This window comes from Bacteroidales bacterium (genome assembly GCA_016707785.1).
Taxonomy (GTDB): Bacteria; Bacteroidota; Bacteroidia; order Bacteroidales; family UBA4417; genus UBA4417.
The window spans coordinates 1-22,850 of sequence record JADJGZ010000017.1 but is presented as its reverse complement, the minus strand read 5'-3'; the positions used below and the strand labels follow the sequence as shown (position 1 = coordinate 22,850).

General features: G+C 41.8%; 17 protein-coding genes. 6 read left to right on the top strand and 11 right to left on the bottom strand.

From position 1 onward, the window contains the following. Positions 1-116: 116 nt before the first annotated feature. The 8 genes from IPH84_11100 to IPH84_11065 form a co-directional block, all read right to left on the bottom strand. A complete protein-coding gene (locus IPH84_11100) occupies positions 117-2,246 on the bottom strand; it encodes an elongation factor G (protein ID MBK7173756.1) in 2,130 nt (709 codons plus the stop codon). Between the two features lie 306 nt (positions 2,247-2,552). Next, positions 2,553-3,338 carry a response regulator transcription factor gene (locus tag IPH84_11095; protein ID MBK7173755.1) on the bottom strand — a complete coding sequence of 262 codons (786 nt, stop codon included), beginning with the start codon at positions 3,336-3,338 and terminating at the stop codon, positions 2,553-2,555. 5 nt (positions 3,339-3,343) lie between these two features. Next, positions 3,344-3,760: a response regulator gene (locus IPH84_11090; GenBank protein MBK7173754.1), complete on the bottom strand. Its 417-nt coding sequence runs from the start codon at positions 3,758-3,760 to the stop codon at positions 3,344-3,346. Positions 3,761-3,795: 35 nt separating this feature from the next. Then, positions 3,796-6,363, bottom strand: coding sequence for a PAS domain S-box protein (locus IPH84_11085; GenBank protein MBK7173753.1), 2,568 nt, complete (start codon positions 6,361-6,363; stop codon positions 3,796-3,798). A 167-nt stretch (positions 6,364-6,530) separates the two neighbouring features. Then, a complete protein-coding gene (locus IPH84_11080; GenBank protein MBK7173752.1) occupies positions 6,531-7,163 on the bottom strand; it encodes a YIP1 family protein in 633 nt (210 codons plus the stop codon). Positions 7,164-7,187: 24 nt separating this feature from the next. After that, positions 7,188-7,853 carry a hypothetical protein gene (locus tag IPH84_11075; GenBank protein ID MBK7173751.1) on the bottom strand — a complete coding sequence of 222 codons (666 nt, stop codon included), beginning with the start codon at positions 7,851-7,853 and terminating at the stop codon, positions 7,188-7,190. A 5-nt stretch (positions 7,854-7,858) separates the two neighbouring features. Continuing rightward, the gene (locus IPH84_11070) at positions 7,859-8,314 is read right to left on the bottom strand and encodes an OsmC family protein (GenBank protein MBK7173750.1); all 456 of its coding nucleotides are present in this window, start codon (positions 8,312-8,314) and stop codon (positions 7,859-7,861) included. 416 nt (positions 8,315-8,730) lie between these two features. Then, complete coding sequence (locus tag IPH84_11065; GenBank protein MBK7173749.1) at positions 8,731-10,296, bottom strand: M20/M25/M40 family metallo-hydrolase; 1,566 nt, start codon at positions 10,294-10,296, stop codon at positions 8,731-8,733. Between the two features lie 231 nt (positions 10,297-10,527). Here IPH84_11065 and IPH84_11060 point away from each other — a divergent pair, with 231 nt between their 5' ends. Continuing rightward, a complete protein-coding gene (locus tag IPH84_11060) occupies positions 10,528-12,486 on the top strand; it encodes a TetM/TetW/TetO/TetS family tetracycline resistance ribosomal protection protein (protein MBK7173748.1) in 1,959 nt (652 codons plus the stop codon). Between the two features lie 220 nt (positions 12,487-12,706). On the opposite strand, the gene IPH84_11055 is transcribed toward IPH84_11060, so the two are convergent. After that, positions 12,707-14,380, bottom strand: coding sequence for a sigma-54-dependent Fis family transcriptional regulator (locus tag IPH84_11055; GenBank protein MBK7173747.1), 1,674 nt, complete (start codon positions 14,378-14,380; stop codon positions 12,707-12,709). 405 nt (positions 14,381-14,785) lie between these two features. Between IPH84_11055 and IPH84_11050 the strand changes: the two genes are divergently transcribed. The 5 genes from IPH84_11050 (at position 14,786) to IPH84_11030 (ending at position 21,600) form a co-directional block, all read left to right on the top strand. Then, positions 14,786-16,165 carry a hypothetical protein gene (locus tag IPH84_11050; GenBank protein ID MBK7173746.1) on the top strand — a complete coding sequence of 460 codons (1,380 nt, stop codon included), beginning with the start codon at positions 14,786-14,788 and terminating at the stop codon, positions 16,163-16,165. 34 nt (positions 16,166-16,199) lie between these two features. Beyond that, positions 16,200-17,492, top strand: coding sequence for a PQQ-binding-like beta-propeller repeat protein (locus IPH84_11045; GenBank protein MBK7173745.1), 1,293 nt, complete (start codon positions 16,200-16,202; stop codon positions 17,490-17,492). An 11-nt stretch (positions 17,493-17,503) separates the two neighbouring features. Further along, positions 17,504-18,412, top strand: a complete 909-nt coding sequence (locus IPH84_11040) for a MoxR family ATPase (protein ID MBK7173744.1) — start codon at positions 17,504-17,506, stop codon at positions 18,410-18,412. Between the two features lie 49 nt (positions 18,413-18,461). Then, positions 18,462-20,663: a hypothetical protein gene (locus IPH84_11035; protein MBK7173743.1), complete on the top strand. Its 2,202-nt coding sequence runs from the start codon at positions 18,462-18,464 to the stop codon at positions 20,661-20,663. 259 nt (positions 20,664-20,922) lie between these two features. Beyond that, positions 20,923-21,600, top strand: a complete 678-nt coding sequence (locus tag IPH84_11030; GenBank protein MBK7173742.1) for a WD40 repeat domain-containing protein — start codon at positions 20,923-20,925, stop codon at positions 21,598-21,600. 61 nt (positions 21,601-21,661) lie between these two features. On the opposite strand, the gene IPH84_11025 is transcribed toward IPH84_11030, so the two are convergent. Both IPH84_11025 and IPH84_11020 read right to left on the bottom strand, forming a co-directional pair. Continuing rightward, positions 21,662-22,279 carry a DUF4143 domain-containing protein gene (locus tag IPH84_11025; GenBank protein ID MBK7173741.1) on the bottom strand — a complete coding sequence of 206 codons (618 nt, stop codon included), beginning with the start codon at positions 22,277-22,279 and terminating at the stop codon, positions 21,662-21,664. Next, positions 22,260-22,733, bottom strand: coding sequence for an AAA family ATPase (locus IPH84_11020; protein MBK7173740.1), 474 nt, complete (start codon positions 22,731-22,733; stop codon positions 22,260-22,262). Before IPH84_11020 ends, IPH84_11025 begins: the two co-directional genes overlap by 20 nt. Positions 22,734-22,850 lie beyond the last annotated feature (117 nt).

Genomic DNA, 22,850 nt, shown 5'->3' with positions numbered 1-22,850 from the left:
ATAAGTCTTTTTTTCAGAGCATTATTCCTGAAAAACGTTGTTTGTCCATACTATTTCAAAAAGGGCATAAAAAAAAGCTGCCCAAAGGCAGCCTTTTTTCAAATATCCAGGAAAGACTATTCTTCGTCTTTTTCCTGTTCTTCGTAAGCTTTGAGCAATGCGTTCTGAACATCGGGTGGAACCTGTGAGTACTCTCCGAATTTGAGGGAGTAGGTACCACTACCGGATGTAATTGAACTGAGGGCTGTGGAATAGCGGTTCATTTCAGCAAGGGGAACCTTGGCTTTAATCTTTTGGTAATTCCCTTCACTTTCCATTCCCATGATGATTGCACGGCGGCCCTGTAAGTCGGTCATGATATCACCCATGCGGTCAGCAGGAACGATAACTTCCACATCGTAAATTGGTTCAAGGATTTTTGGACCGGCATTTTTAAAAGCTTCTTTGAAAGCCTGGCGGCCAGCCAGTTTGAAAGCCAATTCATTGGAGTCAACCGGGTGCATTTTACCGTCATAAACATTCACAACGATATCGCGTGCATAAGAACCAGTAAGCGGACCTTCTTCAATCTTCTCCATGATACCTTTGAGGATAGCAGGTAAGAAGCGGGCGTCAATAGATCCACCAACAATACAGTTATTGAAAACCAGTTTCCCGCCCCATGGCAGTAAGTGCTCATCTGTTCCACGAACCGGATAGGAATTCTGGAATGACATACCTTCTGTGTATGGTTCAATCAGCATATGTACTTCACCGAACTGTCCGGCACCACCTGATTGTTTCTTGTGGCGGTACATGGCTGTTGCAGATTTGGTAATGGTTTCGCGGTAAGGAATTTTTGGAGCGATATAGTCGATAGCAATTTTATCCAAAACTTCGAGGTGCCATTTAGCAATGTTCAGGTGAAGTTCACCCTGGCCTTTTAGGAGGATTTGCTTGAGTTCTTTTGAATATTCCACCTCAAGAGTCTGGTCAACTTTGTGCATTTCATTCAGGCGTGCACCCAGCTTTTCCTCATCACCCTGGTTCTTGGCTTTTACAGCAAAGCTGATCTTTGGTGCAGGGAATTCAATTGGAGTAATAACATCGTCAGAATTCTTAGGAGAATTCAGAGTATCATTGGTGCGGGTATTTTTCAGTTTGATTGTGGCGGCAATGTCACCAGCGGATACTTTTTCAATCTTTTCACGCTTTTTACCGGCAATGGCAAATAGCTGAGGTAGACGCTCCTTACCGGAATTAAGTCCATTGATCATGTCCATGGCTTCGTGCACTTCACCGGCATAAACCTTAAAGAAAGCGATTTCACCAAGGTGTTCTTCGATAGAAGTTTTAAAAACAAATAAAGAAGCCGGATCAGCGATGTTGCACTTCAGTTCTTTTCCACCGGTAGTCTTGGTGGCAGGCATTTCGTTTGGAGAAGGAGCTGTGGTAGTAATGAATTCCATGAGGCGTCCAACTCCTTTGTTTTGTTTTGCAGAGACACAGAAAACAGGAAAGAGTCCGCGGGTAATGATCCCGGTCTTAATACCTGTTTCAATCTGTTCAATAGTAAGGGTGCCATTTTCGAAGAAAGCTTCCATAAGTGATTCATCACTTTCGGCAGCTTTTTCAATGAGGGCGTTATGCAGTTCTTCGGCTTTATCCTGTTCACTGGCAGGAATATCGACCACTTCCGTTTTACCATCTGAGAATTTGTACATTTTCATCTGGAGAAGGTCAACAATACCCTGGAAAGCATGTCCATCACCAACCGGGAACTGAGCAACAGTGATATTACCACCGAATTGTGATTTCAATTGGCGGATGGTTTCATCAAAATTGGCTTTTTCATGTTCAAGCTGGTTTACAACAAAAACGACGGGAGTATTATTTTTAACAGTATGTCTCCAGTTAATTTCTGTTCCTACTTCAACTCCATTCTGAGCATTGACCAACATAACAGCGGTGTCGGCAACTTTGAGAGCTGCAACAACTTCACCAATAAAGTCATCAAACCCCGGGCAATCTAATATGTTGATTTTCTTTCCTTTATACTCTGCATAGAGAACTGTGGAGGTAACAGAATTCTGCCTTTCCAATTCAATTTCGCGATAATCGGAAATAGTATTTTTATCTTCAACTGATCCACGGCGGTTGATGAGGCCTCCTTCAAAAAGCATAGCTTCCGCGAGGGTAGTCTTGCCCGACTTCGCGCCTCCGATCAAGGCAATGTTTTTAATTTCGTTCGTTTTATAAACCTTCATTGGTGCTGAATTTATTGTGAGTGAAATAGTTATTCCTCGATAAAGGGTTGCAAAGTTAAAAAATGGTTTTAGATTTCCAAAGTAGTGGAGAAAAAGGATATGAGGGGAGTGAATAGTGACTGGTTACTAGTGACTAGCGACTGGAAAATAGCGATTAGTGACTAGTAACTAGCGACTAGGGATTAGCAATTAGTGACTACGGGATTAGACCGACATCAGGCCTAGCACAAGGTGAATCCGCCGGTGATAATCTAAGGTCCGAAATCCCAAATCCAGGACCAGCCCACGGCAAGACCACATCCGACATTAAAGACATCCGACATCCGACATTATTTTATTATCCAACCAGTTTTTAAAGGGGGTCACCTTATCGATACTTACAAATACCTCTTCTTGTGGCAGGGGTGATAGTTCAAGTTTTAGCCTGCTTTTTGGGTAAATATGTACATTTTGAATGGCCTCAATCTTTACCAGGTATTTTCTGTTTATGCGGAAAAACTCTTTAGGATTAAGTTCCTGGGCAAGGATTTCAAGGCTGTCGTCGACCGGGTATTCGGATTTGTTTTTCAAAACCATAAATGAAATCCCTTCTGTTGAATAGAAATACGCTATTTCCGTGGTGCTGAAGGTCTTGATCTTTTGCCCTATCGTAATGGAGAAGCGCTCTTTGTATGATGCACTCTGAAGGCTGATCAGCTTATAAAGAGATGAAAGGTCAATATCTCTCTGAGGAGGATTTACAAGATCCATATATTTTCGGATGGCATTGTTCAATTCTTCCTGAATAATGGGTTTAAGCAGGTAGTCGATGCTTTTCATCTTGAAGGCTCGAATGGCATATTCATCGAAAGCAGTGGTGAAGATGATAGGTGAGGAAACCTTCACTTTTTCGAAGATTGCAAAACTCAGGTCGTCTTCCAGGTGTATATCCAGAAAAATAAGGTCGGGATGAAGGTTCTTTTTAAACCAGTTTACAGAATCTTCAACGGATTCAAGTTTAGCCAGGATTTCGATTGTCGGATCATAGGAAAGAATCATACTTTCGAGTCGGCGGGCAGCCAATTGCTCATCTTCAATTATAACAACTTTCATGGTGATTATTTGTTTCGGTTGATGAAATCCTTGAATGTCTCAGCGTTGATCTGCAACTTTTCTTCTTCGGGAAAATCCTTATATTTTATAAGCATCCGGTTCAGATCCTTCTGTATGATGGGTTTGAGCAGATAGTCGATATTCCTCAGCGCAAAAATCCGGGTAGAGAGTTCATCTGTAGCAGTTGTAAAAACTATCGGGCTTTGTATTGAAATCTCATTGAATATTGCAAAGCTCACGTTATCCTCAAGATGGATATCCAGGAAAATCAAATCCGGTTCAGGGCTCTTTTTAAACCATTCGATGGACTCTGACACCGATTCAAGCCTGGCGATCACTTCAATTCCCGGATCAAATTCCTTCATCATTTTTTCGAGTCGACGAGCAGCCAGTTGTTCATCTTCAATTATCAACACTTTCATTTACAACAGTTTTATTAAGTTTTCAATCAAGTTAGCTATTCACAAATCAGGGGAATCCTGGCTATAAAACGATCTGCCGTTTTTTCAAATTCAGGCAATGTATTGTTTAGTAGCAGGTACCTGTTCTGTATATTTTTCAGACCAACCCCGGTCGAGGTCATATGGGCTTCCCTTTCCTGCAGATTGTTAATGATATTCAGATAGCATTGTTCATCAACGAAAATGTCGATGACCAGGGGTGATTTTTTCGACATTGAGTTATGCTTGATCGCATTCTCAATTAATAATTGCATGGCTAAGGGGATAACCATTGCCTCTTTCCTTTGATCACTGATATTGATGTTTACCCTGATCTTATCCATAAAACGGATATTCAGCAGGAAAAGGTAAGCATCGAGAAAGTCGAGTTCTGTGCTCAGCTTTACAAGCTCATTGTCTTTATTTTCAAGCACATACCTGTAAACTTTTGAGAGATGTTCAGTGAATTTTTCAGCCAGTTCGGGCTCAATTCTTATAAGGGAAGTAAGTACATTCAGACTGTTAAAGAGAAAGTGTGGGTTTACCTGTTGTTTCAGGACATCAAACTGGGATTGCAGGTTTTCTTTCTGTACCTTGAGTAATTGTGTATTGGCCTCGGTGAGTTCCCTGGTTCGATCGGCAATGGTTTCCTCCAGTTTATGATTGATTTCTTCCAGTCTGTTATGGGCTGTTCGTAGTTCTTCTTCAGCTTTAATTCTTTCAGTAATATCCTTTGCAGTACCTACTATTGCCATCTTTCCATCAATCTCGGTAAGGTTGGTTGAAAGAATTACCGGGATCCTGGTTTTCTGGTCTTTATGCATTAGCGTAAATTCATAACTCCATGATCCTTTTTCTCCTGCTATCCGATGCAGATGCATTGATTTCATTTCCTCCTGTCGGTCGGGGGGTATGACTTCATAAAAGTAACGGCCAAGCATTTCTTCAACCTTGTAACCAAGAATTTTCACAATGGCCTTATTTACAAAAATGAACTTTTCATCCTGAATAACAAAAAGGCCTTCCTGCAAGCTTTGTATCAGACGGCGATAGCGCTCTTCACTTTTTCTTAAAGCCTCTTCCATGGCTTTGCGTTCAGAAATGTCAATGATCAATCCCCTGTATCCAACAAACCTATCATTGTCCATCATTCGTGAGCCATAGATCATGACAGGGAAGGTAGTATCATCGATACGCCTTGCAGTATATTCATCGGCAATCATTGTGCGATTATCAGAAAATGCTTTCCTGATATTATCAAGCATTCTTTCCTGATCTTCGGGTATTACCCCTTCAATAGCAGGAACACCTACCGGTGATTGAGTAAAACCATAGGTTTCCATCCCTGCTTTGTTCAGGTATACCAATCGGCCTTCGGTATCCAGTTCAAAAATGGTTTGAGGGAGGAAGTCGGATAATTCACGGTATTTTCTTTCACTTGCTTTCAGCGTCTCCTGTATTCTTAATCGTTCGGTAATATCACGGACCGTTACTATGTGAACCACATTATTGTCAAGATCCGTGATTCCAGCAGTAATCTCCACGGCAAATACAGAGCCATCTTTCTTCTTATGGTATCGAACAGGAACATATCCGGCATCATGGGATGTTGCAGATTGTGTTGATTCTGGTTCAGCCGAAACATCAATATTTTTCAGCCGGAGAAATTCTTCATGTGAATAGCCATAGATGTGAGAAGCAGCAGGATTAGCATCCAAAATCCTCCCCGTTTCCTTTTCAATGAGGAAAATAGCATCTGACTCTGCCTCAAAAAGTTTCCTATATTTTCTTTCACTGTTTCTAACAGTTACTTCAAGTGATTTGCGTTCAGTTTGATCACGAAGAATGATGAAAGTAGCCGGGCGATCATTGTATTCAATGAAAGTAGTGTTAATCTCAAAGTCAACTATTTTGCCGGATTTTGATATTCCTTTCGCTTCATAGATCATATGATGCCGGCTTCCGCTCATCCTTAGTTTATGATACTCCAGGAGCCTGTCTCTATCTTCGTTGGAAACCACATCCAGAAAACTCATGTTCATTAACTCTTCTTCAGCATATTCAATAATTTCGCAGAAGGCTTTGTTAACGAGTTTGAATTGTCCATCCTGGGTAATGATGATTCCATCCTGGGCGTTCTCAATCAGCATTCGGTATTTCTGCTCACTCTTTTCCAGCGCTTCCTGCATCTTATTGCGTTCTGTGATATCGCGTGCAGAAATAAATGAGGCCCAGTAACCTTCCAGCTGGATGGCATTGGCGCTCATCTCTATGTCAATAAGAGTGCCATCTTTGCGGATCATGGTAATATAATCTATGCTCTTGCCCTGTTCTCCTTCCATTCTTTTATAATGCTGGGCGACAATCCTTTCCTTATCCTTTTCAGCCAGAAGATCAGGCCCGGTAACCGAGGTGAGTTCCTCCAGGGTATATCCCAACATATCACAAAAGGCCTGATTAGCATACCTGAACATTCCATTTTGTGTTATACAAATACCATCACGGGAATTCTCCACCATTCTTCGATAGAGGTCAAAGTCTTCAGGCTGTAAGGGTTTTGGAGGATTGATTTCAGATTCAGTCATGGGTAGGGCTTGAATTATTCATTCATTGAAAAGGCCTTCAAATATACCTTCAAGTTTCAAAAACAGGTAGTGAAAAATGATTGAATGACTGATATTGTATCTTGAATGACATGCCTAAGGGATTGAATTATTTCAATTTCAGCCAGAAAGTACTTTTTATGTTGGGTTTATCGGTTAAATAAAAGAAACATCATTTGAAAAACTATGAAGCCTGAAAGTCCAATCAGGAAACTTTTTATCCGGCTGAATTGATGGACTACTTGCACTGTTTTAGGGAATAGTATACTAAAAGCCAGGAAATATATTGAGTAACAAATCCAGAGTAATGTGCGGAAAATGGTCGGAGAATTCATATCTATTTCATGCTGCCGGGCATCAATCACTCCAATAGCACTCAGAAAGCTCATGGGCAGATCATGGATAAGTCCTCCCCACATAGAAATACTTATACTCAATGCCAGTACAGAAAGTGTTTGTTCAAAAGAGCCCTTGCCATTCATTATTTTACTCATCACCTGAATAAAAGCAGTTGTTACCAGCCAGCATAAAATCATACTTGGTGCCAGGAGGAACCTGTTTATTGAATAATACGATTCCTTTGGGATGTTCAGCCATGGAGTAAATACCGATGGTGCACCATGACCGATGGTTAAGAATATGTACATCAAAGTGTAGGCAAGAGTTGGAACCAGGATGTATATAAATCCAAGCGACATGGATTTTTCATTACTCAACAGCTTTTCAAATGACTTGCCCGGATGGGTGATCGTCAGAAAATAGTTATTAAAACCACTCTTCATTTTATCTGGGTTTTGAATTGATTATCAATTGATTGTAACGGAATCAATAGTTTCAGATTTGGGTTTTTTCTTAAATAGGATAAAAGGAAGTGAAACCAATAACGAGATGAGCAGCATTACATCCTGGTAAACTCCAAAGTTCAGAGCAGCCATAAAGCCAATCAAAACCCATAGTGAAGGAATCAGTAACAGATATCTGGGAAGTTTACCTGATGTAAGCAGAAAGAATCCAAAAGTGGCTATGGTTGACGGACATGGAAGTCCAAAAGAAATTATATGTTTAATTGGAGTGCCAAGGATTAATCCTATTATGGGATATATCAGCAAACCAAAAATCACCAGAATTTCTCCGATATACCCACTTAATGTTGGTTTAAGTGAAATTCCTGTCCATTTTCCACTGAAACTGCTCCAAATTATTAATAGCCCCTGCAAAATAAAGACGATGCCGAAAAAATTGGCTGCCTTGTTAATGGATGCAAAGAACCCGATATGATAGATTATTCCTGCCCATATCCAAACTAATCCAAGAATACTACCAATAAGTTTATCCCTGTAAGGCTTTGCTGAATGCGCCAATACAAGACCTGTTATCCCCAGAAGAACCAGAATAACCTGAGCAGGGAATACCTGAACGTTATAGTTTTCAAAAACCTTAAAAAATTGCTCAGCTGTAAAGGGAATTTTCATCTTGCTTAGCTTAAAGAAATCTGATACTTAACTTCCACATCAACATTTCCCTTGATCATTGCCCAAACCGGGCAGATACTTGCTTCTGACATCGCAATAACTTTGTCCATGTCTTCGGGCTTCACATCAGGTGATACTATCTGAAAGTCGAGAGTAATGGTTTCGAAGGATGTGGGATGCAGGGTTCTTCTTTTTCCATAGGCCTTGACTTCCAATCCTTTAATATTCTTCTGCAGCTTGCGCAGAAGGACAAGCACAGATCCGGATGCACAGGCTCCCAGGCTGATCAGGAAAAGTTGAAGGGGCATATAGCCGAGATTGTCGCCATAGGGTGGAATATAGTCAGTATGGATAGGTTCATTATTCCCGGCCTGTCCGATGATATGCATTTTTTCATTGACAAGATTTAAAGAGACCTCCAATAGGTTTCCTTCATCGCTTTTGTTTTGAGTATTATTCATGACTTTTTGCTTTTTATGCTGCGAAATAAGCCAGGAATGTGATAGCTGGAAAACTTGATTTATTGAATGACGAATTTTAGTGGGTGAATGGAGAAATATGATTGGTGAGGGAGGAGGGTAAAGAATGCAAAAGCAGAAATGAAAGCAAAGGCCCTTGGGGCAAAAGAAATGCAAGAAATCCAAAATCAAATCCGCCGCTGCGTAAAACAAATGAAAATGCAGAGTGAAAATGTTTAAATCCCCTTGAAAATCAAATGCATAATAAAGAATGCAGAATGATCAGCGGCAGGTGCAGACTTTAATGCAAAGTAAAGAATGCAAATTGACAATTGTTAAATCAGAAAATCAAACACTTTATAAGTGATTCAGTCTAAATTTTTCATTTTAATCTTTTCATTTTTCATTTTGCATTTATATCATTCTTTTTTTCGGAGGGAGATAAAACCCTGTGCGGGGAGGAGATGGTCGAGACTGGCGACACCCAGCACAACAATGGCTGTAACAATTGAGGTGTGTTCCTGGTATTCGGCAATGCTTTTATCATAAGTGTCGCGCTCGGTATGCCATATTTCCATATAACTGAAGTCGTATCCTTTTGTATCTTCTGTTCCGAATGTCATAGTTGGGATTCCTTTCACCGCAAACGAGCCTGCATCAGTCCCGGAAGCTTTTTTAGGCATTTCCCTGGGTTCCCGCTTTTTAAGCGTGAAAGGGAAATCGGGATTTATATCATTCAGAGGCTTGCATATTTTCTCCATATCATCCCACATTGCTTCTGTAACACTCAGACTATTTGCAACCGTTGGTCCCCCATCACGGTTAAACATATTCGAGATTTTTCCCCATTTATCTTCGTTTCGTTTCACCCAGCTTTCTGAACCGAGTAATCCGAACTCTTCCCCGGCCCACAGGATCACCAGGATGGTTCTTTTAGGTTTGCCTCCCGCTTTCATGATGAGTCGTGCGGCTTCCATGGCAGGGGTTACCCCAGATCCATCATCAACACCTCCTGTGGCAACATCGTAAGCATCGAGATGTCCGCCCATAATCACATATTCATCAGGATATTTTGTTCCGGGAATAATGCCGATTACATTATGGTATTTCACGGGCCCCATTTTGAAATGATTCCGGATGTCGAATTCAAGTTCAAAACGTTGACGCTCTTTTGTCATTTGCTCAATAACTTTAAACTGATGCTCATCGAGCTTGATATCCGGGACGGTGGGCAGTCTGTCAAACGACATGCTATCAATGTTTTTCCGGTCATACAGCGCCCTGATAGGCACGGATGATGATTGAATAATTCCCAGTATTCCTGCTTCCACCATTTCTTTATAGAAGAGGGCAGGAGCTTCTTTAAGTGGAAGTAGTTCGGCTTTTTTGCCGGAATCCCTGTTTCTCCAGTTTAAAGAACGGATTGAATCATTTAGTTTATCGATTTTTTCATTTTCTGCGATAATTTCTGTCCTTTTTTGATCGGCAGCTACAGAGTAATCTACCGGCCAGCCTTCACTTTCACCTGATATCAGCACCCAGGCCCCATTCAGCCTGCCTTTCATTCGCTCAAATTCTGCTTTTGTTTTGGGTTCAATCAGCACATGCCCTTTTTGAACCCCTTTTGTCCCGGCAGTATAGGAAGGGGTCGCAAAGTGAAGGATCATTCCATCTCCACCCAGCATTCTGCCGAACCAGGGCCCCCTGTTGAACCCTACAGGTAATGTTCCCGCTTCATCCATTTCCACCTGCATGCCCCATTCCCTGAACTTACTGGCTGCCCATTCAGCAGCATTGTCATAGGCATCGGAACCAATAGGCCTGCCACCAAAGCGATTGCATAAAACATCGAGATGCTGCATGGTTTGGTTATCGGTTTGGCCGATTTCGATGATTCGTCTGTTTACTTTGTCGGTTTGAGCGAAAAGTGAAAAGTTAGAGGTAAGTGAAATCAACAGCAGAAGCGAAAGGACACTTTTTTTCATGTGTTATTCATTAGTTTTTAAAAGTTACATGGAATGGGCCATAATATCATTCTCGGATGGTGAAGAGATTTACTAATGGTTATTTAATCAGATTCAATGGTTTGAATTAGGCACTGTGCATAAAAGCACAAATTAAAAGAAAGAATCTTATATATGCAGGATTATTTCACAAACTGCCGGGAAGCCATATTCATAGTAAATTTGCTTAAGTTCGCCCCCGAAAATCCACCCATGCCTGAAACCCTTCGCAATATTGCCATCCTTGCCCATGCTGATGCCGGTAAAACCAGCATTACTGAACAAATGCTGCTGCTTGGAGGGGTGATCAAAAAGGCGGGTAATGTTGATAATGGATCTGCATTTACTGATTTTTTACCCGTTGAAAAGGAGAGGGGGATTTCAGTCAGATCTGCCCAGGTTACATTTTCCTGGAAAGGAATACAGATTAACCTGATCGATACTCCCGGCCATGTGGATTTTTCGGCAGATGTTGAGCGCACGCTCAGGGCTGTAGATGGGGCAATTCTTGTCATCTCAGCCGTTGAAGGGGTGCAGGCTCATACAGAGGCACTTTACAGGGCTTTGGAGAATGCCGGTATTCCTGTTATCATCTTTATCAATAAAATCGACAGGCTCGGGGCTGACATTGATAGGGTCCTGGATGAAATAAGGAAGGAATTAAGGGTGGATCCCTTTGTCTTGCAGCACTGTTCTGATGAAGGTGAAGCGGAGGTTCATATTTCCCCATTATGGTCGAATGCCAAAACCAGAGAAGATCTTCTTGAAAGACTGGTTGCAACACATGAAGGATTGTTGAATGCATATTTTGAAGGGACTCTTCCCGTTTTTGCTGAATTGGATCAACAACTCAGGCAGTTAGTGCATTCCCGGCATTTTATTCCTCTATTGTTTGGATCAGCAAAGTATGAGATAGGACTTGAAGCCCTACTGGATGCCGTCATCTCTTATCTTCCCCCTCCAACAGGAAGTGCATCGAATCCATTCTCTGCCCTGGTGTATGGCATTGAACATGACAGGATTATGGGGAAAGTGGCCCTGGTTAGGGTGCTAGAAGGGAAGATTTCGACCCGTGAGGTACTCAAAAATGTGAGAACAGCTGAAGATTCGAAGGTGATACAAGTGAGGAAGGTGCTACCAGGTAAACATGAAGAAATAGGTTTTGTTGATGCGGGAAATATTGCCGGACTTTGCGGACTTTCAAACGTGAGAATTGGTGATTTCCTCGGATCTGAACCATTACAGCTTCCACCTGCAGTAAGGATTCAGCAGCCTCTGTTCATTGTCCAGGTGAAAGCAATCAATGAAAAAGACTATCCTGCACTTGCAGCAGCCTTGCAGGAACTGGCTGAAGAAGATCCTTCCCTTGAGTTTGAATGGTTGCGTGAAGAAGCGGAACTGCAGTTAAAAATGATGGGCTGGATACAAATGGAGGTAATGGAGAAGATCCTACTCGACCGGTTTTCCATTGCAGCCAGGTTCGAAAACCCAACGGTAATCTATAAGGAAACCCCTTCTTCAACCGCTGAGGGCTTTGTCAGATACTGGATGCCCAAACCCTGCTGGGCTATCCTGAAATTCCTCATCGAACCCGGTGAGCTGGGTAGCGGAGTGAACTATTCCAGTGCCATTGGAGTGAACGATGTTTTGCAGAAGTACCAGAATGAGGTGGAACGCACTATTCCTGAAGCACTAAAACAGGGGATCAAAGGCTGGGAAGTAACCGATATAAAAATCACCCTCATTGAAGGCGAAGACCATGAAATGCATTCCCGTCCGGGCGATTTTGTTATTGCAACCCCTATGGGCATTATGGATGGACTGGTAAATACCGGTACCACCCTCCTGGAACCCATGATCAGGTTCAGGATCCAGGCTACCGAAGACTTATTGGGTGCCATTACCAGCGATATCACCCGAATGCGGGGCAGTTTTGAAAGTCCGGAAATGGATAACGGACGGTTCATCCTTCATGGATTGTTACCGGTTTCCACCTCCCTGGATTACCCGGTGAAACTAAGTTCCCGCTCCGGGGGCAAAGCCCGGATTTCCACTCACTTTCATGGTTACCAGGAATGTCCCGATGAATTAGGAGTCATCCGGCCTTTTAGAGGGATAAGTCCATTGGATACTGCGAAGTATATTTTAAAAGCCAGGAAAGCATTGCAATAATCTGCTATTTCTAATCTTCCAAGTAAGGTTTCACTCTAGTTCACTTTAGCTCACTCCAGGCACTTTAGTTCACTCCAGGCACTTAGCGCAATGGCACGCGACCCCGGCCTGATTAATTTGCGTCTCGCCCTTACTTTAGGCACTCTAGCTCACTTTACCTTTAGGCACTCTAGCTCACTCTAGCTCACTTTAGGCACTCCAGCTTATTTACAACCAAAAATTACATATCAACCTTCCCCCAGATGAAGCGGAAAATGCTTAAATTAATACTCTCATCAAGTTTATGAAGTTCCGCATTCCACAATTTATCCATTGTTTTTAATGATGACGGCCAATGGTTAAGGGCTTTGTCCAACAGATAACGATATCGTGTAGTTTCCTGGAAGAGATTTAAATCCTTAAAATAGATTGGTTCCCGGCATAAGTCTTCCAGCAGATTGATTTGATTCCGCACAAAGGACTTCAAATTATCCGGACTCATGATATTTTTTTTACCGGTGGATTTTGCGTTGATATATGGACGAAGATTAATCTTGATGGCCCGAAGAATATTCTGAACCTTGATAAGCCTGTTATATGCTTCCAGCCTGATAAAACGAGCCTGATCCTGAATGCCGTCACTGAATGATTGCGTTATTCCTTCCTGCCGGTAGTTCCTGAGCGATTCTATGCTATCCCTTGTCGGGCTTTCATCTCCAAAAATATCCCTGATGCTGTTAAGTAATGTTTTCATTTCCCTGACATTTCCTGGCCATGAGTAAGTCTTGAGATAATCAAGAAATTCAGGTGATAACTCATGAGGACTGTTCAGCTTTGACCAGATATGTTTAGCAATCAGGGGAATATCTTCCGGATGGCTTCTGAGGGGAGGAGCATTGATTCGAATGGTATCAAGGCGAAACAGGAGGTCGTCGCGAAAAGTATGCTGCATCACCATATAATCGATATTCCTGTTGGTTGCAGAGATAACACGTACATCCAGGTTCTCTTTTGATTCCGTAGAACCGATTTGTCTTATACTTTGGTTCTCAACAGCTAATAACAGCTTGGCTTGTATTGCCAGAGAAAGGTCCCCGATTTCATCCAGAAAAATAGTACCTCCGTTTGAAGCTGCAAACAGCCCGATGGTTTCAGCAATAGAGTTGGTAAAACTACCTTTTTTAGCTCCAAATAATTCTGATTCTGCCAGCGTTTCAGGCAAAGCAGCACAATTCAGCACCTTGTACGGAGTCTTATTAAATGTAGAAAACTTATTTATAAGCCTGGCGATCACGTCTTTACCTGTACCTGATTCCCCTAGAATTAATACCGGCAATTTCGATTCGGCTGCTTTCAGGATCATTGCCCTGACAATTTCTACATCAGGTGAAGTTCCAAGAAAATGCTGGCTGATTTCTTTCATCCTTGAGTCTTTACGGGAATCTAAAATGAGCCTTTTAATGGGATTTTTCTCCAATGGTTTTTTCTGACCAGATGCCGGACTTTTAATAACACGCAAATCCTCAATCAGCGATTGCAGGTAAGAATCATCGATAATCAGAATGCAGGCAGGATGCGAAGGCAGCAAGCGTTTAACAAATGCATTGATGGATCGTTTAACAGCTCCAAGATTATTGCTTTTAAAAAGCAGTTTACGGGGTTTATCAGCTAGTTCATCTGAAGCTAAACCAAATGAACGGAATAAATCAATCTTGTCCTTTTTTTCCTTGCAGTTGATGATGTCTGCATGATCCATCGATGCAGTGAAAAGCCTCAGGTTTGACTGACCCAGGATATTAAGGGTTCCTTTTGACAGGATTATCTCAATAATAATTTTCTTATGATCTGGATTCCAGTCAATTATATTTGGACGACTGCCTTCCTGGTTGACTTGTGAATAAGAAATGAGTTGCATGGTCTTCTTTTACAAGGTTAATACTAAGAAAATGGTTATGAAGCACTTCATTCCTTCAAATCAATCCGGGTAAGTCAATAGCAAAAAATTTATAAAAAACTTTAAATCAGATTCTTATGGCCGACAGCTTAAGCTTGGCATGAAATTCCATTGCTTGAGCATGTCAACCAGTTGGTATATAAGTATGGGATAGGTTATGTAAAATTATTAAAAATGCAATCCACTCTTATTCTTGTCACTTCAAGTTAAGTAAGATGGAAATAAAAGAAGTGCATTTGTGTGTTTTAATAATTGTATATAATTTAAAATCAGATGAATACAAATATGGCTAGTAACAATTTGTAAAGAATCTAAACTATTAACGCATCAGTGAAAGAAATCAAAGAAACCTAATAACCAAACATTATGGAAAAGAAAGCCCACTTCAGTGACTACTACCCTTTATTCCTGGATATCCGGGATTTCAAAAAAAGGGATAATCCCCTTCCGTCAGAGCCCTTTATTGAAGGCACTTCATCACAACCGGATTTCCCGGGGGAATCTATTCAAACAAGCCGTGATAAAGAGAACCTTGAAGACCTCATTATTCAATCAGGGTTGAATGGATTATCTCCTTTTCAAACCATGATACTGCTTATCAAGAGTGTTTTTGAAGGACATGCTTATTTAACTGCTAATCTTTTGCCTGATGATTTATGTAAAAGAGAAATAATTGAGAACCATGGATCTGACCACAGTCTTGTCTCTTCCTTTTATGAAAACCTTCTCCTTTATACGGATGGACTTAAAGAAGCTTTTCAGCTTCTTGATCAATCCGGAAGTAAAAAATCCGTTATTGGATTTGAGTCCATGTTATACTTCATCTTATCCAATCAATTATGGATGTTCCCTGTATCAGTGCTCGCGGGATTTGATATCAAAATGTTCAGTAATCTTAGTTCTAAAAAGGCTGAAATATACAGGCTTAACTTTGAACTAAGCTCAATAATGGCTTCCAGGCATGGATTTATCAAGGGGATTGATGATACAAATGAACAATATAAAGCCAGGTTCAGGATTTATGTCCTGAAAATTGGATCTAAAGAACAGGTTATCAAGCAACTTATCTCAAAACTTGCCATCGCAAACGACCCGGAGGTTAAGTCTGCCGAGGACCTGGAAAGGAAATACTTTAATTTCCTGATTAATGTTCAGTCGGGTTCAAGCCCGGCTCCTCGCCGATCAAATCAGAAGCCAGTATTTTCCGACAATTATGACAATGAATCATCTGAAGAAGTGGAATACAGGCTCAGGCAATTGTATCGGTCTATCTCAAAAAACTGCCGGGAATCCCATATTACTACAGACCCGAACTCATCACTTCATGAACTGGATGATTTCTTTATCCAGGCAAATCATATTTATAACCGTCAGACCAGCGATGCCAGTGATGTATTGATCCAACAATCAGAACTGCTGGAGATACTGTTGAAAGTAGTCATTTACAGGAAAAATCAAGGTCTGCTGATTAGTTTCACTGATTTTACTAGTGGGAAAATGATGAATTACAAGGGGCGGCCTGATCCTGAGAAGTTGCTCGACCTGGCCCGCCAACTGGATAATAAGATCGGTGCACTCATGCTCATCAATCATACGTCCTTCAAGGCCAAGCATATTGCAGATGAGGAACTGGCTGAGATACATGTCAAATACCTCAAGCAGGAACTGGTTTTCCTCGATGAGCGCATTTCTGAACTGATTTCAGAAATAGATGAAGTCATCCATGCAAAATTAAATCTTGTATAAAATAGAGACTGATTTATTCCCTAAACCCCAAGCTATGAAACCAATAATTTATAACGGAAACAATGAACTGATCGTTGCATATAAAAACGACTTCATAAAATCGGTATTGGATAAATACTCGGTTCGACTTAAGAAGAACCTCAGCGGTTCAGGCATCCGAAGTCTGTGGTATCATGAGAAGGAAAACACGCTTCTGGTAACTCACCTTTACGGAAGCCGTGTGCACCTGATCAACCTGACTACAGGGAAGATGCGCTACCATAATTTTCATTCGAAAACAGTCAGACATGTGTATGTTCACAATAATGAGATCATTTCAGCAAGCTGGGATGGGACCATTAGAGTTGTCGACTTCTATACATTGAAGCAAAGGCTTGTTCTTACGGATGCCGGAATGGGCCGGAGTCCCCAGTCGGCTACCGCCCGCATCGGGAATAAAGATTATGTGTTTGGTGTTAGTTATGATTCTGACCTCAATCCATTGTGCAGAAGTAATTCCGTTCGTAAGTGGGATTTGAAGGATGGAACAGTAGAAGGTGTGATAACTCAAACTGGCGAGCATCTTTCTACATTGAGCAGTGCTGAATGTGTTGTTTATAATGGATACTTGTATACTATTTCTGATAGTGGCTACCTTACGGTTTTCGATGCTGAATCAGGAGAATGGCTCAAGGAGAGTTTTATTCCCAGGTGCCTCCGGTCGCTGATCGTGGTAAAGGAGCATAACTGCCTTCTGGTAACTGACCAGGATGGCTACATACACAGGTATGATCTGGAATTGATGGAATTCACCTATTATCTTCAATGTCACCTGAGCGACGTAACCAGCATAGTTCAGTTCCCCCTTCAACCCGATATTGTAGCCAGCAGCAGTTTCGACGGGAGTGTTAAGATCATGTCATTGCCCTACCTGGAAGAATTGTCTGCCATCACTACAAAGAATTCGCTTTGGTCCTGTATTCTGAAGAAGAACATCCTTCTTGCCGGGGGATATGAAGATGAAATATTGATTTATGATGCCAGTGATCCTAAAAACTGCATTCTGCTGGGGAAAATGTGCGTTTTCGATGATTCTTATGCGGTCTGCCCTGAAAATTCCAGGCAATTCTTCACCGATTGTATTGATAACTTCGAAGTAATCTCTCTCGAAACAGCTGAGCCAATTACCGGGAAAAATTCAGAATATCTTTTGAATACAAGTAATTCCCAAACCATCCTATACGATATGTTTGGCTTGCCTGATGAATCTTTCAACCTGATTGGGCAATCCAAAAACTTTTTTGCTCAACTACCCGGATCCTCCCGTGAAAATTTGCAAAACCTTTAAATCCTCCCAAAATGAAAGAGAGACGTAAAATGACATTGGGTAATAAAGCTGTCTACTTCAGCGAACCTTTTGTCCCCCAACATAATGTTCTCCCCGAATTTATCGGGAGAGAAAAAGAGTTAAGGTTAATAACAGCAGCCTGGATGGCAAGTGATAGAAGTTTACCCCTGAGTCCTTTATTGGTTGGAGAACCCGGCATGGGGAAAAACAGGATCATCTATGAGTTAGCCCAAAAAACCGGCCGCGACCTGTATATCTTCCAGGGGCATGAAGATGTAACCGCTGAAGACCTGGCTTGTGCAGTCCGGTTTAGTGATCAGAATAATGCTGTTATGGACTATATTCTGTCTCCCCTGGTTACAGCCATGATCACTGGTGGGATCATATTCATTGATGAGATCGGCAAGATCAGGCCAAGAGCCCTTGCCTTGCTGGTAAGTGTACTCGATGAAAGAAGATATATAGATTCCACACTTCTAGGAGAAAGGATAATTGCCCATCCCGCTTTTCGGTTTATAGCGGCAACCAATACAGCAGAAATCAACCTGCTTCCTGAGTTTATCAATTCGAGAATGAGACCTGTCATCACCATCGAATTCCCTCCAAGGGCTGAAATTGAAAAAATCATCCTTTCACAATTTACAGGTATGCAGAAGGAGATCAGCAAACTGCTGGATATTTTCTGGCTTTTGTGGGTACAGTACAATTCATCTCACAAACTATCGCCCCGGGATGCTATCTACCTGTTCAGCCTGGCTGAAAACCTGAGTGCATTTGAAAATGCGGGAGGGGGAGATGCGTTGATGAAAACAAGTATGGATCATCCGTTTGACCTGAAAATCAATTCTATAAGTGGAATAAAACCCTCCCATCTTGAAACTGCTTTCCGTCAACTCTTCAGTCATTCCAACCAGAATTAGCAACTAAGATCGAATTATTCATATTTCTTTCACCCTAAAAACACATAAGATGGCATTGGAAATTCAGCATGAAGAAAGCATTTTGCTAGCTGTTCCTGCAATTCATTACAAGGCTGTTTTTGCAGCGGAGGTTCACCGGTTATGCCTGCAGCAGGTATCCAGGCCTGATGCTATTGCTGTTGAATTAGATCCGGAAAGCCTGGAAGCATTGATCCTTTTTTTAAAGGCATTAGGAGTGAGAGAAGGCAGCCAAACCCAGCTTCCCTGTATGCTAGGATTGATATCCACGAATTCTGTTCAGGCTAAGGGACACTCTGTACTTGCCCTCAGTGCTACGGATTCCATCATTGAAGCAGTAAGACTTTCCATTGAACTGGGGATACCTGTACATGGAATTGATACCCCTGATTTCCCGGTTCCAACAATGCCGGAACAATTACTTGAAGATTCTGTGGATGCCTGGAAATGCTTTAGTGGCTACATAGAAAGGAATGAATCTGCAGCGCATCTGACCCGCGACAAAGCTATTGATACAAAAAGAGAACAGGTTATGGTGGCAAAACTAAAGTGGATATTGTCAAAATACTCCAGGGTGCTTTATACAGGAGGGTTGGCCCATTGGAAAGAAATAAAGTTGCTCCTTCAAAATCCCCTGATCTACCCGGATAATTCTGAAAATTCCGGAAGGTCTGTTTCCTTTCATAGAGTCATCATCCATCCTCAACTTGCATTGATGTTTGTGGATAGCCTGCCGGTAAACACTACCATTTATGAAAACTATAGAAACTCTGCTGCAGAGGAGCTTTCCTTCCACTACAGGAAAGCTGTCAGAATTGTGCTGGATTCATCCTACAAGCATTACGGAGAAAAGATGGGAGGCTTGCAATATGATACTTTCATGGGAACAGTTCAGGCGTTCGAGCGGCTTCTCTTTAACCAATGCCTGGTAAGTCAAAGGAAACAGGCGGGGATGAACAATGTGCTGACAACTGCTCATACCATGATGCACAGGAATTATAACAGGGTACTTGCCAGCTCTTTGATGGATATTCAAAGGCCCTGGGCATCGCAGGAAAACTTCCCGGGATATTCCATTCTTTACCCGGATACTTCAATGAATTCCGAAAAGAAAGAAGTGAAAGGGATATATGCCTGTTATCAACCGTCTGCTCTTGATCACTTCTTTGAAATACTGAAAAATGAATACAGCTTCTTTCTGCCCGCAACACCGGAATTACAGGAACAGATGAACTTGTTACAATCCTTATGGCTTTGGGAGGAAGGGATGCCCCCAAAGCAGAAAATAGCCACCTATAATTCCTGGATCTGGCCGCCCTGTGAAGCACTTCTTTATGGGACGGCTCAGCAGGCCTCACGCATTGCAATGGAGGGTAATAATGATACAACAAATACTGTATTTGAAGGATCTCTTTATGATGGAGTGGATATAAAAGCTACCACTCGTTCCATTATTCAGGGATCTCCGCGGATCTATGTGAAACAACCCAGGTTGAGAAGACAGACCTTCATTTCCGATGATAAAAACCCGGAACCTGCCGTTTTTCTGTTTCCTTCGTCCCCTGAAACAAATAAATCCCGTTGGACAACCTATATCGGAGGATCTTCAATTGGGGACCATGTAAGAGACAGGAAGAGATTTGAGGAGGTTGCCAGGGAGAAAGGACATGTTTTTATTGCTAATGTCACTTTTGGTGTTGAAGAAAAGATTCCAGTTCATCTGGGGAAAATTGTGGAATCCTCCACGCTATTATCCGGGATTACCATTTTTGGGAATCCATGCATCAATTCCATCCAGGCTGCAGATTGGGTAGAGTCCAATCAGTACCAATGCTGCCCGGTGGTAAAGTCAAGTAGTGTATCAACGCTGATCTCAACTTACCGGGAAAGATATAACCTGGAAATTTCTTTGGACGATTGGCAGTCGGCACTGATAATACTTGCCATTCCGTTTGTAAAGGAGCGACTTCTTGTAATTGCTCCTGAGACCTATAAGCCTTCCTTACAAATTCAGCGGATGTTAAACGCCAGGAGAGTTGTTCTCAGCATAGTGCCATTAGGATACTTCCCTGGCGGGAAAATTGAGGAGATGCGCCATCGTCTCACGGTGCGCTCTCTCGATCGTCATGGTTGTAAATTTGCGCCTGAAGTGGAATTTGAACTGGGGCAAGCAGTGGATACTTATTTCGAAATGTTGTCAAAACATATGAGGATGCAGTTAGGGAAAAGGTGAGGATTTCGGATGTCTGATTTCGGATGTTTGATGTCGGATGTTTGATGTGAAGATTAGAAGATGTGAAAATGTGAAAATGTGAAGATTTGAGGATTTGAAAATATAAACCAAGGGGACTTTTGGGTTTTACACTTTGCATTTTGGATTTTGGATTTTGGATTTTGGATTTTGGGTCTTTGAATTTGTAATGATAACTGGTGGATGGAACCTGCCTTTACTGTTTTAATTTTCAGAAATACATAATTTTATAGCTCATTTTATGAAAAATAAAAACAGAAACATTCTTCTGGTAATTGGATTTGTAATGGTATGCCTGATGGCTGGCATACTGGCATGCAGGAATCATAAACCTGCTCCTGCTCCTGAGATTACTGAGGCTCCGATGGAAGAAAATGAAGAACCTTATGAGATAATGAGTCCGGACAGCAATTACAGGATCGTTCTTGATACGATGGCGCATGTGTGGAATGTACGTTCCAGTGAAAAAGTATGCGATTTCTATATCCACTATTCAGCCGAATCCCTTGATATGGGTATAAAACAACTCGAGTTTCACCCCAAAAGCCCTATTTTCCTGGTATTGGACAATATGAATATCCTCTCTGCCTATGATTATATCAGTGGTAGTTGTATTGAATACAATGATGAATATTATGAGCAAAGAAATCACATCAGTTTCAGTGAAGATGGCAAGTATCTGCTTATGGTTGATTATGCAGAATCAGCGGTTGAGATGCTTCAATGGCCCGGATTGAAATACATCGCAACCGGTTACCTCGGACGATACCGCAACAATTTTGACTGGAAAGAAAAGAATGGACTGATAACCTTCTACTATGATGAAGGGGATGGACAGTGTAAAATTGAATTTCCGCACAGGACTAAGTCGGGCGAGATTGGGTTTAGTGAGGAGGAGGTGGTGGAGAAGGCAAAGTGAGTTGGTTTCCAGGGGGAACTATGGGAATTCAAAAATTCTTACTTATCGGAGGAAAGATTTTTTACCGCATAAGCAGGGGGGTACCCGGGTATGTCGATTGCCAAAGTTTTCCAAAGGAAAATGCGTGTCTTCCTCCTGATCTTTTTTCCTGTAGAAATAATCGCAAACCTTGCATTTTCCCCTCCAATTTTCCCTTTAATTGGGAATTTTTTATGATTCTTTTGAAGGAGATAATCCACCTCGGCACTGCTGCCCTTTTCTCCCGATGCCAGTAATAGAGTTGCGGACGGCTATTTCGGGCATGGTTTTTAATGATTTCTGTACCTACATATTGTTCTGCCAGAGTTCCTTTATTTACCGAAGTGAAATCTGTTTCTGTCAAGTAAGATGAAAGCTCCAGACCCAGGATACGCTGAAAAATTCCATGATCGAAAAGGATGATCTTAAAGTTTTTGGGATTCACTTCCGCCCCTAGAGGAATACCATTGGCTGCTGTGTGCTGCACGATACACCAATCCGGCCATCTCCAGCAAGTCAAGAGCCTCTTTGATCTGGCATGGTTCGATGAATCGGATGCTTTAGATGCATTGAATTTCTTTCCTGCCTGGAATACAGCGTATTGAAATACCTCTTTTAATCGTGATACAGGAACCCGTTTTTTAAATTTTGCAAAAATCATCTTCATACCCGCTGATCAATCTGTCGAGGATTTGTTGTACCTGAAGATAATCCTTGTTCTCTGCAAATGAATGAACTACTTCAGGAAGGCCCCCAAGTACTAGGAATTTCCGGAGATATTCCAGCAATTTTTCATGGACGGGGAGCGACAGAGGAGCATCAAAACCATTACTTTTTTTGAGTTGATATAACCGCTCTTCACCCATTCCTAATAAAAATTCATCGAAGGAGAGGGGAAACATGAAGAGATTATCGATTCGCCCGACACCAAATGACGGAAGTTCCTGTAAGGCAAACTCCAACAGGGAACCCGCTGCAACTACATGCAACGCGGGCCTCTTTTCATAAAAAAACCTAAGTGAAGAAATAGCCTGGGGACATGCCTGGATCTCATCCAGAAAAAGAAGTGTTTGTCCATCCCGAACAGGAATATTATAGTAGACCGACAGGTTCATGCAGATTTCTTCAGATTAAGATCCTTTTCAAAAAAGTGTGAACCAACCGATCTGATTCGAAATTTATTTCGGAGGTAAGAGGTAAACTTCTTCGCCAACTGCCTGACGGAATAGGTT

Bases quoted from the DNA above. Each gene is read 5' to 3' on its own strand.
- IPH84_11100 (MBK7173756.1), bottom strand. From the start codon at position 2,246: ATGAAGGTTTATAAAACGAACGAAATTAAAAACATTGCCTTGATCGGA.
- IPH84_11095 (MBK7173755.1), bottom strand. From the start codon at position 3,338: ATGAAAGTTGTTATAATTGAAGATGAGCAATTGGCTGCCCGCCGACTC.
- IPH84_11090 (MBK7173754.1), bottom strand. From the start codon at position 3,760: ATGAAAGTGTTGATAATTGAAGATGAACAACTGGCTGCTCGTCGACTC.
- IPH84_11085 (MBK7173753.1), bottom strand. From the start codon at position 6,363: ATGACTGAATCTGAAATCAATCCTCCAAAACCCTTACAGCCTGAAGAC.
- IPH84_11080 (MBK7173752.1), bottom strand. From the start codon at position 7,163: ATGAAGAGTGGTTTTAATAACTATTTTCTGACGATCACCCATCCGGGC.
- IPH84_11075 (MBK7173751.1), bottom strand. From the start codon at position 7,853: ATGAAAATTCCCTTTACAGCTGAGCAATTTTTTAAGGTTTTTGAAAAC.
- IPH84_11070 (MBK7173750.1), bottom strand. From the start codon at position 8,314: ATGAATAATACTCAAAACAAAAGCGATGAAGGAAACCTATTGGAGGTC.
- IPH84_11065 (MBK7173749.1), bottom strand. From the start codon at position 10,296: ATGAAAAAAAGTGTCCTTTCGCTTCTGCTGTTGATTTCACTTACCTCT.
- IPH84_11060 (MBK7173748.1), top strand. From the start codon at position 10,528: ATGCCTGAAACCCTTCGCAATATTGCCATCCTTGCCCATGCTGATGCC.
- IPH84_11055 (MBK7173747.1), bottom strand. From the start codon at position 14,380: ATGCAACTCATTTCTTATTCACAAGTCAACCAGGAAGGCAGTCGTCCA.
- IPH84_11050 (MBK7173746.1), top strand. From the start codon at position 14,786: ATGGAAAAGAAAGCCCACTTCAGTGACTACTACCCTTTATTCCTGGAT.
- IPH84_11045 (MBK7173745.1), top strand. From the start codon at position 16,200: ATGAAACCAATAATTTATAACGGAAACAATGAACTGATCGTTGCATAT.
- IPH84_11040 (MBK7173744.1), top strand. From the start codon at position 17,504: ATGAAAGAGAGACGTAAAATGACATTGGGTAATAAAGCTGTCTACTTC.
- IPH84_11035 (MBK7173743.1), top strand. From the start codon at position 18,462: ATGGCATTGGAAATTCAGCATGAAGAAAGCATTTTGCTAGCTGTTCCT.
- IPH84_11030 (MBK7173742.1), top strand. From the start codon at position 20,923: ATGAAAAATAAAAACAGAAACATTCTTCTGGTAATTGGATTTGTAATG.
- IPH84_11025 (MBK7173741.1), bottom strand. From the start codon at position 22,279: ATGATTTTTGCAAAATTTAAAAAACGGGTTCCTGTATCACGATTAAAA.
- IPH84_11020 (MBK7173740.1), bottom strand. From the start codon at position 22,733: ATGAACCTGTCGGTCTACTATAATATTCCTGTTCGGGATGGACAAACA.